At 71.2% G+C, this 17,059-nt stretch carries 16 protein-coding genes; 7 read left to right on the top strand and 9 right to left on the bottom strand.

What is annotated here, in order from left to right; genetic code table 11:
• Positions 1-16: 16 nt before the first annotated feature.
• The 5 genes from LQK89_RS04095 to glpX all read right to left on the bottom strand — a co-directional run bounded on the left by LQK89_RS04095 (position 17) and on the right by glpX (position 5,296).
• Entirely contained in the window at positions 17-757 is a 741-nt protein-coding gene (locus tag LQK89_RS04095) for a DUF1911 domain-containing protein (protein ID WP_231050283.1), read from the bottom strand.
• Between the two features lie 98 nt (positions 758-855).
• Positions 856-1,614, bottom strand: a complete 759-nt coding sequence (locus LQK89_RS04090; protein WP_231050282.1) for a PoNe immunity protein domain-containing protein — start codon at positions 1,612-1,614, stop codon at positions 856-858.
• A gap of 5 nt (positions 1,615-1,619) precedes the next feature.
• A complete protein-coding gene (locus tag LQK89_RS04085; RefSeq protein WP_331000571.1) occupies positions 1,620-3,227 on the bottom strand; it encodes a putative T7SS-secreted protein in 1,608 nt (535 codons plus the stop codon).
• 100 nt (positions 3,228-3,327) lie between these two features.
• Positions 3,328-4,224, bottom strand: coding sequence for a hypothetical protein (locus LQK89_RS04080; protein ID WP_231050280.1), 897 nt, complete (start codon positions 4,222-4,224; stop codon positions 3,328-3,330).
• 82 nt (positions 4,225-4,306) lie between these two features.
• A complete protein-coding gene (gene glpX / locus LQK89_RS04075; protein ID WP_114848921.1) occupies positions 4,307-5,296 on the bottom strand; it encodes a class II fructose-bisphosphatase in 990 nt (329 codons plus the stop codon).
• 121 nt (positions 5,297-5,417) lie between these two features.
• Here glpX and fbaA point away from each other — a divergent pair, with 121 nt between their 5' ends.
• On the top strand, positions 5,418-6,446 hold the full coding sequence (gene fbaA / locus LQK89_RS04070; RefSeq protein WP_144802520.1) for a class II fructose-bisphosphate aldolase: 1,029 nt from the start codon (positions 5,418-5,420) through the stop codon (positions 6,444-6,446).
• Positions 6,447-6,550: 104 nt separating this feature from the next.
• Entirely contained in the window at positions 6,551-7,807 is a 1,257-nt protein-coding gene (locus LQK89_RS04065; RefSeq protein ID WP_231050279.1) for a M18 family aminopeptidase, read from the top strand.
• Positions 7,808-7,836: 29 nt separating this feature from the next.
• Here the strand turns inward: LQK89_RS04065 and LQK89_RS04060 are convergent, their stop codons facing one another.
• Complete coding sequence (locus tag LQK89_RS04060; RefSeq protein ID WP_231050278.1) at positions 7,837-8,505, bottom strand: DUF6264 family protein; 669 nt, start codon at positions 8,503-8,505, stop codon at positions 7,837-7,839.
• The gene (locus tag LQK89_RS04055) at positions 8,502-9,566 is read right to left on the bottom strand and encodes a 4-hydroxy-3-methylbut-2-enyl diphosphate reductase (RefSeq protein ID WP_231050277.1); all 1,065 of its coding nucleotides are present in this window, start codon (positions 9,564-9,566) and stop codon (positions 8,502-8,504) included. Before LQK89_RS04055 ends, LQK89_RS04060 begins: the two co-directional genes overlap by 4 nt.
• Positions 9,567-9,714: 148 nt before the next feature.
• On the opposite strand from LQK89_RS04055, the gene xseA reads away from it, so the two are divergent.
• The 5 genes from xseA to LQK89_RS04030 all read left to right on the top strand — a co-directional run bounded on the left by xseA (position 9,715) and on the right by LQK89_RS04030 (position 14,183).
• Positions 9,715-10,956: an exodeoxyribonuclease VII large subunit gene (xseA, locus tag LQK89_RS04050; protein ID WP_144802529.1), complete on the top strand. Its 1,242-nt coding sequence runs from the start codon at positions 9,715-9,717 to the stop codon at positions 10,954-10,956.
• A 144-nt stretch (positions 10,957-11,100) separates the two neighbouring features.
• On the top strand, positions 11,101-11,370 hold the full coding sequence (locus LQK89_RS04045) for an exodeoxyribonuclease VII small subunit (protein WP_231050276.1): 270 nt from the start codon (positions 11,101-11,103) through the stop codon (positions 11,368-11,370).
• Positions 11,367-12,005 carry a DUF4245 domain-containing protein gene (locus tag LQK89_RS04040; RefSeq protein WP_231050275.1) on the top strand — a complete coding sequence of 213 codons (639 nt, stop codon included), beginning with the start codon at positions 11,367-11,369 and terminating at the stop codon, positions 12,003-12,005. Before LQK89_RS04045 ends, LQK89_RS04040 begins: the two co-directional genes overlap by 4 nt.
• Before the next feature lie 37 nt (positions 12,006-12,042).
• Positions 12,043-12,657 carry a carbonic anhydrase gene (locus LQK89_RS04035; protein ID WP_141860512.1) on the top strand — a complete coding sequence of 205 codons (615 nt, stop codon included), beginning with the start codon at positions 12,043-12,045 and terminating at the stop codon, positions 12,655-12,657.
• Between the two features lie 95 nt (positions 12,658-12,752).
• Positions 12,753-14,183 (top strand): class II fumarate hydratase, encoded by a 1,431-nt coding sequence (locus LQK89_RS04030; protein ID WP_442874060.1) that lies wholly within the window; start codon positions 12,753-12,755, stop codon positions 14,181-14,183.
• An 86-nt stretch (positions 14,184-14,269) separates the two neighbouring features.
• Here LQK89_RS04030 and LQK89_RS04025 read toward each other — a convergent pair whose 3' ends face one another.
• Both LQK89_RS04025 and LQK89_RS04020 read right to left on the bottom strand, forming a co-directional pair.
• Positions 14,270-15,631, bottom strand: a complete 1,362-nt coding sequence (locus LQK89_RS04025) for a PhoH family protein (protein ID WP_175326944.1) — start codon at positions 15,629-15,631, stop codon at positions 14,270-14,272.
• A gap of 255 nt (positions 15,632-15,886) precedes the next feature.
• The gene (locus LQK89_RS04020; protein ID WP_141860510.1) at positions 15,887-16,996 is read right to left on the bottom strand and encodes an aminotransferase class V-fold PLP-dependent enzyme; all 1,110 of its coding nucleotides are present in this window, start codon (positions 16,994-16,996) and stop codon (positions 15,887-15,889) included.
• Positions 16,997-17,059: the final 63 nt, after the last annotated feature.

The following is a 17,059-nucleotide window of genomic DNA, read 5'->3' as shown; positions in this document are numbered from 1 at the left end:
ACACGTCGTCGCAGAATCACCGGCGAGTCCTATCGTCCAACAAGTCGACCGGCACGACCGGCGATCGAACGGCAGCGGCGGCACGCTCGCCCTCAGCGTTCAGTGCAGCCAGCTCAAAGGCCCAGTACCCGAAGAAGCCCTGACCGTAGCTGTCTCCCGGAGCCACGCGCTCGAGGGACCCCATCCAGTCGGTTGCCTGCATCCGGAGGGGCCAGTCCGCGAGGTAGGTCGAGACGTGATCCGCTGCTGCCCCGGGGCGTTCGAGGACACGTAGCAGCGGCCGAGCGAATCGAGGTGTCGGTGGGACGGCAGCACCGGTCTCGAGGACTGGAGCGCAGTGCATCACCGCCAGTGCCGAGATGAGAGCTTCAGGTTCATGACCGCCAGCGTGCGACAGGACCAGCTGTGCGCTCTCCACCCGACCCGTTCCCATCGCGAGCCCGACCAGTCGGAGAACGCTGATCAGGTACTCGTTGCTCTTGGCGAAGCTCGGAGTAGCCGCGCCAGCCTCGGGCATGCATGCCGTCCACTCCGCATACGAGGACGCGACGTCAGCGACGACGGTGCCGACCTCGTCAAGCGTCCTGCCAGCCGAGTACTGCGCGCCGAGGTAGCGAAGCCCTTGATGCCACGATCCGCGCAGAGCACTTCGTCGATCGTGCGGACCTGTCGCCCGCCTGACCGCCTCGCGGCGACCTTCCCAGTTAGTGCGGGTGACGTCGAGCGCGCTCTGCCAGTAGCTGGTGTCGAACTGCACCGCGCGCGGCTGCAACGATTCGTGGGAACTTCCGCCACGCCTCATCCTCGCGAGTGAGAACCACTTCGCGGTGACGCTCCAGTCGAGCCCGAGGCCTTTCATCCGCGGTGACGCGCGTCGACGAGGTCGGCTGGGTAGAACGGGGACGACCGCAGGCTCGTGTCGTCGAAGCCTCGGGCCACCACGAGACCAGCCGCCTCCCACGCCCAGTACCCGAAGTACTTGGCAAACCGATCGCCCTGCACGGCCTGGAGCGCCGGCGCCCACCAGATGAACGAGATGTTCTTCTGCCACGCCTGCAGGTAACGGTCCAACGCCGCTACAGCACGATCCGGCTTCGCGGTCGACGCCGTCGCGAGGTTCTGGAACGGCCGCTTGTGCCAGACCGTGTCCCGCACCGGCTCGATCCCCAACAGCTGCGCGAGCACCGGATCCGCACCGCCACCGGCGTTCACGATGCCGACGAGGCGCTCCGTCAACGCCGGTCCGACCCCGACACACCGCGCCACCGACGACAACCACAACGCGTAGTAGTACGCCGACTTGTTGTCGAACGTGAGAGTCTCCAACGGAAAGCCGCCGTCCGGAACGGCCGCGTAGCGATTCCGGTTTTCCCACACGGTCACGACCGATTCAAGATCGTCCGCAAGCGCTGACACCGAATATCCCGCGGAGTACCTGGCACCCAGCAGGAACAAGGTACTTTCAAAATTCGCTTTCGTCCGGACGATCCCTGCCCGCGTGTCATCCGGCCGGAAGACGTGGCTGAACGGCCGGAACTCCTCGATACTGCGCTCAAGGACTGCGATCGCATCGGCCCAGTACGCGGGGCTCACCCGATCATCACGTGGCGTCATGTCGATCAGCGTAGACGGGCCGCCGTGTTGAGCAGCTGCGGGAGACACGAGCCGTCGGGGCTGATCTTGACGACCGCACGCTCAAGAGTTCCATCCAGGAAGGCGTTCAAAACCGAGTTGCGGTGGCTGAATTCGGTGCCGACCTCAAGACGCGACCCTGCTTGCCCCGGCAGATCGCCCTCCAGCCAAGTGTCCGACATCTGCCGGCCGTGTTTCTTCGTAGTACCCAGGAGATCGACGCCGGACTTCCCCGCGTTGGAGGAGAACTTCGACTCCACGACGACGTAGTGGCCGGTGTCCGGGTGGTGGAACACGTGGTCGATGCCGTTCTTGAAGACGTGCTTCGGCACCGTGACGTCGACGTAGCCCTGCGCCTCGAACAGCGCCTTGGTCTGCGCCTCACCGAACGCGGCCTTGGCCTTGTTGGTGGCGAGACGAGAGATCGACCGGCCAGTGGGGTTCACCGCTTCGGTCATCCTCCGAACCGGCGGCAGCGCCTTCGCGGTGACGTTCGCGACACCAGCGAGCGGGCGCTGGACCCGCGTCAGGAGCGCGCGCGCAGTCCGCGTTCCCATGCTGAAGGCCCCGGAAGTGCGTCCGACGACCTCGACCCCCTTCATGCTGATCGAACCGACCCGGGCGACCTGCGTCGCGATCCGAGTGCTCTTCAGCAGCGTGCCCACGGCGCCGCCGGCGGGGACGCAGTCGAGCAGGGCGAAGGCGAGGTCCCACCCGTCGGCCCTGCCCTGGCTCATCTTGTACAACGTGTCCGCGAGGACCACGAGCGCGATCGCGGCGATGATCAGTGTCCAGGGGCCGGGGATGATCATCGCGATGATCCCGCCGACCGCGACGACGACCTTCGCGACCGACACGATCGTCTCCCACGCCTCGGACCCGAAGACCTGATCCCAGAAGGACTGCTTCCCCAGGCCCGCGTCGGCGGCCTCACCGATCTTCGTCGCGGTACGCCGCTCCCCGTCCTCCCAGTCCCCGCGGGCGTCGGCGACGAGTCGTTTCGCGGCGTCGATCCGGGACTGCGCCGCGGCGATGTCGCCCTGCGCACTCGAGACGGAGCCCTGCGCGACGGCGGTGTTGTCCGACGCGGCCCGCACCTGCGCCGGCGTCGGCACCTCCACCCCGTCAGGCACCTCCGACCCGGCCGGGTACTGGTCGGCAACCTGCGACAGGCTCCGGGCGGCGGTCTGGTAGTGGGACAGGGTCGACTGCGCATCCGACAGGCGATCCTGTGCGGCGGTGAGGTCCCCGGCGGCGTCCTTCGCGTCCGCGAGGGCACCATCAGCCCGGTACTGGGTGTCATCGACCACGTCCGCCCACCCCGACAACGCCGACGCTGCCAGCGCGTACGAGTCGACGAGCTTGGACAGGTCCGACGGGGTGTCCTGGATCGCGTCGACGAACACGTCGGCGGCTTCGCCCTCCCAGTCGGTCAGCCACCCGGAGCCCTTCACCGAGTTCAGGCGAGTGGACGCATCGGACGCGGCGTCGGAGATGCGCTGGTACTCCCGACCCATCATCCGGATCGTCGCCGGATCACCCTTGACCGGATCATCACCCTGATCGACGACATCCCACCCCGACGGCCGCGCCATCATTCCTCCCCAAGTCGTTCTGCTGGCTACGTTCTCCACAGAAGTACGGGTGTGACCATATCAGGGGACACGGAAACCACCAGGTCGTCGCCCCTCGGGGTCAGAGCGCTTCGCGGAGCGACGCGACGTCCGGGAAGCCGCGGAGTCGGTAGCGGGTCGGGCGGACGGCGAGCTCCTCGACGAGCTCGGGTACGAGCGCCTGCAGACGGCCGAACGGAACCGGCAGCGTCTGTCCGTCGAGGGTCACGAGCACGACGGTGTCCACGGCCGCGACGACGGTCTCGACGTCCTCGGTCCACGCGGAGTACGAGAACGCCGGGTCACCCTCGTCGAGCCGAGCGACCGACACCGGCGCGACGTGGACGTCCTCACCGGCGCGGTCGAGGACCGCCTGGAGTGCCTCCTGCTGCAGGTTCGCTGCCGTCGACGTCCAGAGTGCTCGGATGGTCCGGAGGTCCGCGTCGAGGTCGGCGTGCTCGAACGGCCGCCACCCCTCCGAACCGAGCACGACGGGTGGTCCGCTCAGGACGTCGCCGTCCTCGTCAGCGAGGATCTGCTGCGCCAGGCCGGCGGCGGTCTCGAGCCCGACCGGGTCGGTGTCGCCGGTCAGGATGAAGGTCGTCGGCCCGACCGGGAAGAGCACCGGCGCGCCGTCGAGGTCGATGCCCTGCAGGCTCGACGGAGCGGCCACCACGAGCACCGCCAGGTCCGGGTCCTGCACCACCACCGTCCCCGGCCGGACGACGGCGATCTCGCCTGCTGCCTGCTGCTGCGCGACCTCGACTGCGGCCTGCAGGACGTCGGCGTCCGTCCACCCCAGTTCCTGCAGCGCAGCCGCGCTGAGCACGGTCCCGCCGTCGTCCGCGAGGATCATGCCGAGGTCGGGTGCGACGGGAACGATGTGCGGCAGGCGCTCCGTCGTCCCCTCGACCTCCGCCCTGGTGCGGCGGATGCCCGCGGTGTCCAGTCCGACGATCCGTGCGGTGGCGATGCTCATGCTCCGACCCTACGCAACGAGGCGACGCCGACCCGCGGCGCCGCCTCGGCGTGGTCAGACCGAAGTGGTCAGACCGAACTGATCAGAACCACTTCTCCGCGCGGTGGTCCGCCTGGATCCGGCGGATGGTGTTCGAGCGGGACCGCAGCACGAGCGAGTCTGTGTGGATGACACCGCGTGAACGGCGGACGCCGTCGACGAGGACACCGTCGGTGACACCGGTCGCGACGAAGAACGTGTTGTCGCCCGTGACGAGGTCGTCCTGGTCGAGGACCTTGTCAAGGTCGTGCCCGGCGTCGATCGCCTTCTGCCGTTCCTCGTCGTCCTTGGGCTGGAGCTTGCCGAGGATCACACCGCCGAGCGCCTTGATCGCGCACGCCGTGATGATGCCCTCCGGGGTCCCGCCGACACCGACGCACATGTCGATCTTCGACCCGGGCAGCGCCGCCGAGATGCCGCCCGCGACGTCACCGTCGAGCAGCAGCCGGGTGCCGGCACCGGTCGCACGGATCGCGCGGATCAGCTCGTCGTGGCGGGGACGGTCGAGGACGGCGATCTGCATGTCCTCGATGTCCTTGTGCTTCGCCTTCGCGAGCGCGCGGATGTTCTCGCCGATCGGCTTCTCCAGGTCGAGGACCCCACGGCCCTCGGGCCCGGCGGCGATCTTGTCCATGTAGAACACGGCCGACGGGTCGTACATCGAGCCGCGGTCCGAGACGGCCATCACCGAGATCGCGTTCTGACGGCCGGCGGCGGTCAGCGAGGTGCCGTCGATCGGGTCGACCGCGATGTCGCAGGCCGGGCCGTGGCCGTTGCCGACGTGCTCGCCGTTGTAGAGCATCGGGGCGTTGTCCTTCTCGCCCTCGCCGATCACCACGACGCCGTCGAAGTTCACGGTCCCCAGGAACTTGCGCATCGCGTCGACGGCGGCACCGTCCGCGAGGTTCTTCTCACCCCGACCCACCCAGGGCTGCGCACGGATCGCCGCGGCCTCCGTCGCACGCACGAGCTCGAGCGCCAGGTTGCGGTCGGGCTGGAGGAACAGGGAACCGGTCTCAGTGCTGGGAGTCACGACCAGAGCCTACCCACCGCCCTCACAGGAGCCACACCGGGTGCACGGACGTGCACCCGTAACGCCTCCAGTCCGCCTGACTAGGCTCGGCGTGGACACCACCACGTCGAAGGAGATCGCAGTGCCCATCGCAACGCCGGAACAGTACGCCGAGATGCTCGAACGAGCGAAGGCCGGCAAGTTCGCCTACCCCGCGGTGAACGTGTCCTCCTCGCAGACGATCAACGCCGTCCTCCAGGGACTTCAGGAAGCCGGCTCGGACGGCATCCTCCAGGTGACGACGGGCGGCGCCGACTACTTCGCCGGCCACACCGTGAAGAACCGTGCTGCCGGCGCCCTCGCGATGGCGCGCTTCGCCCACGAGGTCGCGAAGAACTACGACATCACCGTCGCACTGCACACCGACCACTGCCCGAAGGACGCCCTCGACGGCTTCGTCCTGCCGCTCATCGCCGCGAGCGAGGAAGAGGTCCGCCAGGGCCGCAACCCGATCTTCCAGTCCCACATGTGGGACGGTTCCGCGGTGCCGCTCGACGAGAACATCGAGATCGCGAAGACCATGATCGAGAAGACGCGCAACATCAACGCGATCCTCGAGGTCGAGATCGGCGTCGTCGGCGGCGAGGAGGACGGCGTCCAGCACGAGGGCACCAACGACGCGCTCTACACGACCCCGAACGACGTCGAGAAGGTCGTCGACGCGCTCGGTCTCGGTGACCAGGGCCGCTGGATCGCGGCGCTCACCTTCGGCAACGTGCACGGCGTGTACAAGCCGGGCAACGTCAAGCTGCGTCCGGAGCTCCTCGGCGAGATCCAGCGTTCCGTCGCCGAGAAGCACGGCACCGGCGAGAACCCGCTCGACCTCGTCTTCCACGGCGGCTCCGGCTCGACCGACGACGAGATCCACGAGGCCGTCCGCAACGGCGTCATCAAGATGAACATCGACACGGACACGCAGTACGCGTTCACGCGCTCGATCGCCGACTCGATGTTCCGGAACTACGAGGGCGTGCTGAAGGTCGACGGCGAGGTCGGCAACAAGAAGCAGTACGACCCCCGCGCCTGGGGCAAGGTGGCCGAGACGGCCATGGCGGCCCGCGTCGGCGAGGCGGCGAAGGTCCTCGGCTCGGCCGGGCACACCAAGGGCTAGTCCACACTGGACGGGAGGCACGGGGCGCGTCCGACGGACGCGCCCCGTCCTGCGTCCGGTCACCACTGGGCGTCGTGCACCGCGGGCCGTGCCACGATGGTCGGGTGACCGCCGACGCCATCGCCTCCGAGTTCGCCCAGTACGTCACCGAGTCCCCCACCGCGTTCCACGCGGCAGCGGCGGCCCGCGACCGACTCGTCGCGGCGGGCTTCACCGAGCTGTCCGAGCTCGACGCGTGGCCGACCGAGGCCGGCGCCTACGTCGTCGTCCGTGACGGCGCACTCATCGCCTGGCGACTGCCGGAGGGCGCGACCGCGACGACCCCGTTCCGCATCCTCGGCGCGCACACCGACTCCCCCACGTTCCGCGTCAAGCCGAACCCCGCCGTGCGGACCCTCGGGTGGGAGCAGCTCAACGTCGAGGTCTACGGCGGAGCGCTCCTGTCGACGTGGTTCGACCGCGACCTGCAGATCGCCGGCCGGGTGGTCGACGCCGACGGCAGCGTGCGGCTCGTGTCCACCGGGCCCGTCGCGCGCATCCCGAACCTCGCGATCCACCTCGACCGCGGGGTGAACGACGGCAAGGAGATCGACCGGCAGCGCCACACGATCCCGATCGTCGGCGTGGGCGGCGACGACGGCGGCACGGACGTCACCGCGTGGCTGCGTGCCCGGGTGGGCGACGCGGTGTCGTGGGACCTCTTCCTGGCCGACACGCAGGCCCCGGCGCGGATCGGCATCGAGCGGGAGTTCCTGGCGTCCGGACGGATGGACAACCTGACGAGCGTGCACGCGGGACTCCGCGGGATCGTCGACGCCCCCGCGGACGGCGCGCACATCCCCGTGTTCGCCGCGTTCGACCACGAGGAGGTCGGCTCCTCGACGCCGTCCGGTGCCGGTGGTCCGTTCCTCGAGGACGTGCTCGGACGCGTGCAGGAGGGCCTCGGCGCCTCGCGGTCCGAGGCTGCCCGGGCGTTCCGTGCCTCGTGGCTGCTGTCGAGCGACGCCGGGCACCTCGTGCACCCGAACCAGCCGGAGAAGCACGACCCGACGAACCGCCCGCGTCCCGGCGGCGGTCCGCTCCTGAAGATCAGCGCGAACCAGCGCTACATGACCGAGGCGAAGGGCGAGGCGGTCTGGGCTGCCGCGTGCGACACCGCCGGCGTGCCGTGGCAGCCGTTCGTCAACGTGAACACGATCCCGGGCGGCTCGACGATCGGCCCGATCGCGGCGACGCGGCTCGGCATCCCGACCATCGACATCGGCGTCGGCCTGCTGTCGATGCACTCGGTCCGCGAGCTCGTCCACGTCGACGACCTCGCGGCACTGCACGGCGCGGTCGCCGCCTTCCTGGCCGGGTAGGGCTCGTCGGGCGCACTCGTCGGGCGGGCTCAGCCGCCGGAGTGCTGCATCACGGCCTGCAGGAACCTGGGGTCCTGCAGCACGACCGCGATGAACGCGGTGACGCTGATCGCCGTGGCGACCACCCCGCCGAGGAGCGGCACCCAGAAGGTCCGTCGGCGTGCCCGGAGGCGACGGATCGACCACCACGTCACCAGCGCGAACACGACGACGCTGCCGATCGCGCCGACCACGGCCGCGGTGGACAGGGCTCCTGGGTCCGCGAAGGTCGTGTACTGCTGCTCGAAGGTCTCGCGCACCGAGGACGCGACCTGCGTCACCGAGAGCGACTGCACGGTCGAGAACAGCCCGGTGACGAGCAGTCCGACCGTCAGCACGAAGTCGAGCGGGGACGCGCCGAACCGGCTGCGCGGTACCTGCTGGGCGGCCGCCGCGGACTTCGCCGTCGCGATCGGCTGCTCCTCGCGGCGCTCCTGGGCTCGACGCTCGTCCTCGCGGCGCTGGGCCTCCAGGACCGGGTTCACCCACCCCTCCGGGGCGTACTCGCCGTACTCCGGTGCCGGACGGCCGTGGACCCGGCCGACCGCGGGACCGGCGGCCGACCCGGCGGAGGCGGGGCGTGCCTCCCGGCCGAGCGCCGTCTCGTCGACGTGACCCGGCTCGCGGGCCGGTGCCGCGGACCAGTCCCCGCCGCTCACCGGCGACGCCCGCCGAGCGCGCGCGTCGGCTTGCCCGACGCGTCGGTGCGGAGCTCCTTCGGGAGCGAGAACATGAGGTCCTCGTGCGCGGTGACGATCTCCTCGACGGTGCCGTAGCCGGCGTCCGCGAGCTGCTCGAGCACCTCGGCGACGAGTTCCTCGGGCACCGAGGCGCCGCTCGTCACGCCGACCGTGGCGACGCCGTCGAGCCACTCCTGGCGGATCTCCTCGGCGTAGTCGACCCGGTGCGCGGCCTTCGCGCCGTGCTCGAGCGCGACCTCGACCAGCCGGACGCTGTTCGAGGAGTTCGCCGAGCCGACCACGATGACCAGGTCGGCCGCGGGGGCGACCTTCTTCACCGCGACCTGGCGGTTCTGGGTGGCGTAGCAGATGTCGTCCGACGGCGGGTTCTCGATGGACGGGAACTTCTCGCGGAGCCGGCGGACGGTCTCCATGGTCTCGTCGACGCTCAGCGTGGTCTGCGACAGCCAGACGAGGTTGTCGGGGTCCGGGACCTCGAGCGCGGCGACGTCCTCGGGGCCGTTCACCAGGATGGTGCGTTCGGGGGCGTGGCCCATCGTGCCCTCGACCTCCTCGTGCCCGGCGTGGCCGATGAGGATGATCGTGCGCCCGGCCTTCGCGAACCGGGTGGCCTCGCGGTGCACCTTCGTGACGAGCGGGCAGGTCGCGTCGATGGCGTGCAGGTCGCGCTCGGCGGCGCCGGCGACGACCGCCGGGGACACCCCGTGGGCGCTGAAGACGACGTGGGCGCCGTGCGGGACCTCGGCGACGTCGTCGACGAACACCGCACCGCGCTGCTCGAGCGTGGAGACGACGTGCACGTTGTGGACGATCTGCTTGCGCACGTAGACGGGCTCGCCGTACTGCTCCAGGGCCTTCTCGACCGCGACGACGGCCCGGTCGACCCCGGCGCAGTAGCCGCGCGGGGCGGCGAGCAGGACCTTCTTGTCGCCCGGGACCGGCTCGTCCCGCAGGCGACCCCGCGCTGCGTGCACGCGCGGCGGGGCGAGCGGGACCGTTCGGCCGTTGGTGATCGTCACGCCCCCGATGATAGGTGCGCGGGCGGCACGGGGCCTGGGACGGCGGGGTGCGCCGCCGGGCGGCGCCGGCCGTCGCGCGGCCCGGCGGCGTGGCCGGTCGGCGGTCGCTCGGCCCGGCGGTGTCGCCGGGATGCGGCAGCATGGGGGCATGGCGATCGAGCAGGGCCCACCGACGGCCGACAACCCGTGGCCCGTCGCGCTGCTCGGCGCGAAGATCCGCGACTGGATCGACCGGCTCGGCGTCGCCTGGGTCGAGGGCGAGATCACCCAGTGGAACGTCGCCGGCGGCAACGTCTACGGCAAGCTCAAGGACGTCGAGGTCGACGCGACCGTGTCCTTCTCGATCTGGTCGAGCGTGCGGTCCCGGGTGCCGGCAGACCTGAAGCAGGGCGCCCGGGTGGTCGCGGCCGTCAAGCCGAACTACTGGGTCAAGGGCGGCTCGCTGACGATGCAGGTCGTCGAGATGAAGCACGTCGGGCTCGGTGACCTGCTCGAGCGCCTCGAACGGCTGCGCCGGACCCTGGCGGCCGAGGGGCTGTTCGACCCCGCCCGCAAGAAGCGCCTGCCGTTCCTGCCGCACCGCATCGGCCTGATCACCGGTAAGGACTCCGACGCCGAGAAGGACGTCAAGCGGAACGCGCAGCTGCGGTGGCCGCAGGTGGAGTTCCGCACGCTGCACACCGCCGTGCAGGGCGAACGGGCGGTGGGCGAGGTCACGGCCGCGATCGTCGAGCTCGACGCCGACCCGACCGTCGACGTCATCATCGTGGCCCGCGGCGGCGGCGACTTCCAGAACCTGCTCGGCTTCAGCGACGAAGGGCTGGTCCGCACCGCGGCGGCCGCGTCGACGCCGATCGTCTCGGCGATCGGGCACGAGGCCGACCGACCGATCCTCGACGAGGTCGCTGACCTCCGCGCCTCGACCCCGACCGACGCGGCGAAGCGGGTCGTGCCCGACGTGGCCGAGGAGCTCGCCAACGTCCGGCAGGCCCGGGCACGCCTGGGCCTGCGGCTGTCGCACACCCTGTCGGTCGAGGCCGACCGGATCGCCGCGCTCCGCTCCCGCCCCGCCCTGGCGTCGACCGCGTGGCTCGTCGACACCCGGGCAGAGGAGGTGGCGCGCGATCTCTCCCGCGCCCGCGAGCTGCTCGACCGTCGGCTCGAGCGCTCGCACAGCGACGTCGGCCACCTGACCGGCCGGCTCCGCGCGCTCTCACCCCGCGACACGCTGCGCCGGGGCTACGCCATCGTGCAGACCGCGGACGGCGGGGTCGTCCGCGGCACCGACGACCTGTCGGGACCGACGCCCGTGCACGTGACGCTCGGGGCGGGCACGGCGACCGGCACGCTCGAGCCGGAGGGACCGGGGCCGGACGGGTCCGGGGCCTGACGGGTCCGCGGCCGGACGGGTTCGGGGCCTGTCGCCGAGCCGGACGCGCCCGGCGTCGCGGGACGTGGGCGCCGACGCCGGGCGGTTCTCCACCGGACCGGCCGCCGGTACGCCGCGTCGGAGGGTGCTCGGTAGGATCGAGGGGTGTCGACCCAGCAGGAACCCGTGCCGTCCGACGTGCAGTCGCTGAGCTACGAAGCGGCGCGCGACGAACTCGTGCGCGTCGTCACCGAACTCGAGCAGGGGTCCGCGACGCTCGAGCGTTCGCTGGCACTGTGGGAGCGCGGGGAGTCCCTCGCCGCCCGGTGCGAGGAGTGGTTGGTCGGCGCCCGTGCCCGGCTCGACGCCGCCCGTGCGTCCACCGCCGGTCCGGCCGCGGACGGTGCCGTCGAGCAGGACGGAGCCGACCGGTGACCGACGCCGACGGCCGTCCGATCGTCGCCGAGCTCGGCCGCCCCGAAACGGCCGAGGAGACCTGGGCGCGCAAGGACGCCGCACGCCGCACCCGTCGTGAGCACCAGACGGCGTTCAACCTCGTGCTCGCCCTCGTCGCCTCACTCGGCATCGTGCTGTTCCTGGTGCTCGTCGTGGTCCGCCCCGACCAGACCGTGGACCGGACCGTCGACTACCAGCAGATCGCGTCGCAGGCGAACGTCCCCGGCGTGACCCTCGCAGCCCCGGACCTGCCGAAGGACTACAGCGCCAACCGCGCCGACTTCCAGGACAAGACCTCCGACGGGGTCAAGGTCTGGACGATCGGCCTGATCACGCCCGACAAGCAGTACATCGGCCTGCAGCAGGGCATCGACGCGAACGCCTCGTGGGTCGCGAACCACCTCGACCAGAAGCCGTCCACCGGTGAGCGCACCATCGCGGGCACGAAGTGGACCGTGTACGACCGGCGAGCCGAGGGCAAGGACGCGGGCAACCACGCGTACTCGCTGGTCGGTACCTTCGACCGGAACACCATCGTCCTGTCCGGCACCGCCGACGACGCGTCCTTCACGACCGTCGCCACGGCCGTGTCGAAGCAGTTCGCGCAGCAGTAACCGACCCGACGCAGCCCACCCGACCCCGAGGAAGCCCATGCCCGACCGCGCCGCCGCCACCCCGTCCGAGGCCCTCCGCCTGCTCGTCGAGGGCAACGCCCGCTTCGCCGCCGACAAGCGCCGCACCGGCCGGATCGACCCGGACCGCCGCGGCGAGCTCACCGGCTCGCAGGCACCGTTCGCCACCGTCCTCGGGTGCTCCGACTCGCGCGTGCCGTTCGAGCACGTCTTCGACGCCGGCATCGGCGACCTCTTCGCGATCCGGAACGCCGGGCAGATCGTCGACGACGTCGTCCTCGGCTCGATCGAGTTCGCGGTCGTGGCGCTCGGCACGCCGCTCGTCGTCGTGCTCCGCCACACCCGCTGCGGAGCGGTCGCCGCCGCCCGCTCCGGTGAGCCGGTGCCCGCACCGCACCTGCAGGCCCTCGTCGACGCCATCGCGCCGAGTGTCGAGCAGGTCCGCACCACCGACGCCGACCTGCCGCAGGAAGCCGTCGGCGCCGCCCACCTCGAGGCCACGCTCCGCCAGGTGATCGAGCGCTCCGGCGCCGTCTCGGACGCGATCGCCGAGGGACGGCTCGCGGTCGTCGGCGCGACCTACGACCTGGGGACCGGCGAGGTCTCCATCGACACCGTCGTCGGACAGGCCTGACCGGCCCCGACGACGCAGGCCCCGACACCGACGGGACCGTACGACCGCGTCGACGCGACCGCGCCGGCGAGCACGACAGGAAGGACCACGACGACGTGACCGACACCACCGCGACCACCGCCCCGGACAGCATCCCCGAGGGCGACTACCGCATCGAGCACGACACCATGGGCGAGGTCCGGGTGCCGGCGTCGGCGCTCTACCGCGCCCAGACCCAGCGTGCCGTCGAGAACTTCCCGATCTCCGGTGCCGGCCTCGAGTCGGCGCAGATCGTCGCGCTCGCCCGGATCAAGCGTGCCGCCGCGGTCGTCAACGGCGAGCTCGGCATCGTCGACGCGGCCGTCTCGGACGCGATCGCGCAGGCCGCGGACGCGATCATCGGCGGGGAGCACCACGACCAGTTCCCGGTCGACGTGTACCAGACCGGCAGCGGCACCTCGTCGAACATGAACATGAACGAGGTCCTCGCGACGCTCGCCACCCGGATCGCCGGGTCGGACGTGCACCCGAACGACCACGTCAACGCATCGCAGTCCTCGAACGACGTGTTCCCGACCTCCGTGCACGTCGCCGTGACCGAGGCGCTCATCCGCACCCTCGTCCCGGCGCTCGAGCACCTCGCCGAGTCCCTCGAGGCCAAGGCGACGCTCTGGGCCGACGCCGTGAAGTCCGGCCGCACGCACCTGATGGACGCGACGCCGGTCACCCTCGGCCAGGAGTTCGGCGGCTACGCGCGCCAGGTCCGGCTCGGGATCGAGCGGGTGCAGGCGACGCTCCCCCGCGTCGCCGAGGTCCCGCTCGGCGGCACCGCGGTCGGCACGGGCATCAACACCCCGAAGGGCTTCCCGCAGCGCGTCATCGCGCAGCTGGCGTCCGACACCGGGCTGCCGATCACCGAGGCGCTCGACCACTTCGAGGCGCAGGGCGCCCGTGACGCCCTGGTCGAGGCGTCCGGCGCGCTCAAGGTCATCGCGGTCAGCCTGACGAAGATCAACAACGACCTGCGCTGGATGGGCTCCGGCCCGAACACCGGCCTGGGCGAGCTGCACATCCCCGACCTGCAGCCGGGGTCGTCGATCATGCCCGGCAAGGTCAACCCGGTCATCCCCGAGGCCACGCTCATGGTCGCCGCGCGCGTGATCGGCAACGACGCCACCATCGCGTGGGCCGGCGCTTCCGGAGCATTCGAGCTGAACGTGGCGATCCCGGTGATGGGCACCGCGCTGCTCGAGTCGATCCGCCTGCTCGCGAACAGCTCGCGGGTCCTCGCCGACAAGACGATCGACGGGCTGCAGGCGAACCTCGAGCGCGCGCGGGCCTTCGCCGAGTCGTCGCCGTCGATCGTGACGCCGCTCAACCGGGTCATCGGCTACGAGGCCGCCGCGAAGGTCGCGAAGTACGCCGTCGCGCAGGGCATCACCGTGCGCGAGGCCGTCGTGGCCCTCGGCCACGTCGAGCGGGGCGAGGTCACCGAGGAGCAGCTCGACAGCGCCCTGGACGTGCTGTCGATGACGCACCCGAACTGACGGGCGCACCCACCGACGGACAGGAGGCACGGTGCCGGCTGGCACCGTGCCTCCCGTCCGTCCCGGGGTGGCGTCCACCCCGCGCGCTACACCAGGTCCGGCGAGTCGAGCAGGTCGGTCACGAGCGCCGCGATCGCCGAGCGCTCGGAGCGCGTCAGCGTGACGTGCGCGAACAGCGGGTGCCCCTTCAGCCGCTCGATGACCGACGCGACCCCGTCGTGCCGCCCGACCCGCAGGTTGTCCCGCTGCGCCACGTCGTGCGTCAGCACGACCCGCGAGTTCTGCCCGATGCGCGAGAGCATGGTGAGCAGGACGTTGCGCTCCAGGGACTGTGCCTCGTCGACGATCACGAACGCGTCGTGCAGGGAGCGCCCGCGGATGTGGGTCAGCGGGAGCACCTCGAGCATGCCGCGCTCGACGACCTCGTCCAGGACGTTGTCGGAGACCAGCGCGCCGAGGGTGTCGAACACCGCCTGCGCCCACGGGTTCATCTTCTCGTTGGCGTCGCCCGGCAGGAACCCGAGCTCCTGGCCACCCACCGCGTAGAGCGGCCGGAACACCATGATCTTCTTGTGCTGCTGCCGTTCGAGGACGGCCTCGAGCCCGGCGCAGAGCGCGAGCGCCGACTTGCCCGTGCCGGCCGACCCGCCGAGCGAGACGATGCCGATCTCCGGGTCGAGCAGGGCGTCGATCGCGAGCCGCTGCTCCGCCGAGCGCCCGCGGAGCCCGAAGACCTCGCGGTCCCCGCGCACCAGGGCGACGGACCCGGCGGTGTGCACGCGGCCGAGGGCGGACCCGCGCTCCGAGTGGATGACGACCCCGGTGTTGACCGGGACGCCGGCGAGCTGCGACGAGGGGATCTCCTCGCGCTCGTACAGGTCGGCCATCTGCTCGCCGGACACCTGCAGGTCGGTGATGCCGGTGTAGCCCGAGTCGACCGCGAGCTCGGCGCGGTACTCCTCGGCCGCCATGCCGATCGACGACGCCTTGACCCGGAGCGGCAGGTCCTTCGACACGACGACGACGTCGAGTCCGTCGTTCGCCAGGTTCATCGCGACCGCGAGGATCCGGGAGTCGTTGTCACCGAGCTGCAGGCCCGAGGGCAGCACCGACAGGTTGGAGTGGTTCAGCTCGACCCGGAACGACCCGCCGTCAGCGAGGGCGATCGGGAAGTCGAGTCGTTCGTGTTCGATGCGCAGCTCGTCGAGGAGCCGGAGGGCCTGCCGCGCGAAGTACCCGATCTCCGGGTCGTTCCGCTTGGCCTCCAGTTCGCTGACGACGACGACGGGCAGGACGACCGCGTGCTCGGCGAAGCGGAACAACGCCCGCGGATCGCTGAGGAGCACCGATGTGTCGAGCACGAACGTGCGCTGGGCGACCGAGGTGGACGAGTCCGCGGTGTGGTGCTGCTGAGTTCCGCGAGAGACGTTCTGAGAGGTCACGACCACTCCATCCCCGGGCCGCGCGCGGCCCGGTCACTGTCCTCGACGCGGCCGTGGAGCGGGTCCCGAAGCACCGACTGTGGCCGCTTCGATCGGGCGCGGTGCCCGATGGGGCCAAGCTACGTCCGCCCTCCGACAGCGGCATCCCGACACGCTGTTCGGCAGGTTACGGTCACGTGAACGGGACAGTTCCGGCCTGGAGGCTCGTGGCGACGCCACCACGCGGCTCGCGTCGGTCCGCGCGCACCTGCGCGACCGGCGTCACTGCATGGTCGCGTAGGACAGGCAGGCGTCGCGGAACATGTCGAGCGTCTCGTCCGTCGTGGACGCGAACACCGACACCCGGGCGACCCCGAGCCGCGTCGTGGCGGTGACCCCGTGGTTGTGGAAGGCGGCGGACAGCGCGGTGAGGCGGCCCTGCGGCGGCCGGAGCACGACGATCCCGGCGCGCTCGCGCGGGTCGCGGCTCGACTCGACGGACAGCCCGAACTCGTCGGCGATGTCGAAGACCCGCTCGACCCGCTCGGCGACCTGCTCCTGCACCGCGGCCACGCCGACGGACACGAGCCGTTCGAGCGCGACGGCCGTGCGGGCCTGGGCGACCGGATCGGTCCTGGTCATCTGGAACCCGGCGGCCCCGGGCTTCACCGAGGGCACCTCGGTCGGCCAACCGGTGGTGCCCTGCGGGCCGGACAGCGCCGGGCGCAGGCGGTTCAGGGCGCGGTCGCTGAAGGCCGTGAAGCCCGTGCCCCAGCCGGCGTGCAGCCACTTCTGCCCGCCGGTCGCGACGACGTCCGCGAGCTCGTACGGGGCGTCCACGACGCCGAAGCCCTGGATCGCGTCGACGATCAGGAGCCGGTCGCCGATGACCTCGCGGATCGCGGCGAGGTCGGCGAGGTACCCGGTCTGCCAGTCCACGAGGGACACGGCGACCGCGGTGACGTCGTCCGAGAGCCGCGACGCGATGAGCGACGGCGTCATCCACCCGGCGCCGGACTCGACGACGACGGGCTGCACGCGGCCGCCCGTGGCCGAGGCGGCGCTCGCTAGGGCGAGGGGCAGCGACGGGTACTCGTCCGCGGCGACGAGCACGCCACCGGTCAGGCCGAACGCGGTGTGCAGCAGCCCCGGGGTCGTCGCGGTCTGGGAGACGACCTGGTCCTCACGTCGGCCGACCAGCCGCGCGGCGACCGTCCGGACACGGGCGTCCTGCTCGTCGAGCGTCTCCATGGCGCCGAAGCGCATGTGCTCCTGGATCGTCCCGAGCACGCGCTGCTCCTCGAGCACCGCGGTCTGCACGGGACCGAACGCGGCGTGGTCGAGGTAGCCGGGCTCCTCGGCGAAGCCGGCGGCGTACTCGGTGGTGTTCACAGGGGCAACCTTCCGTGGGTGGAGAACCCTGTGAGTGTACTGGGATGCCCGGGCGCGGGCGAA

The organism is Curtobacterium sp. C1 (genome assembly GCF_021049325.1).
Taxonomy (GTDB): domain Bacteria; phylum Actinomycetota; class Actinomycetes; order Actinomycetales; family Microbacteriaceae; genus Curtobacterium; species Curtobacterium citreum.
This window is presented reverse-complemented; position numbering and strand designations above follow the sequence as displayed.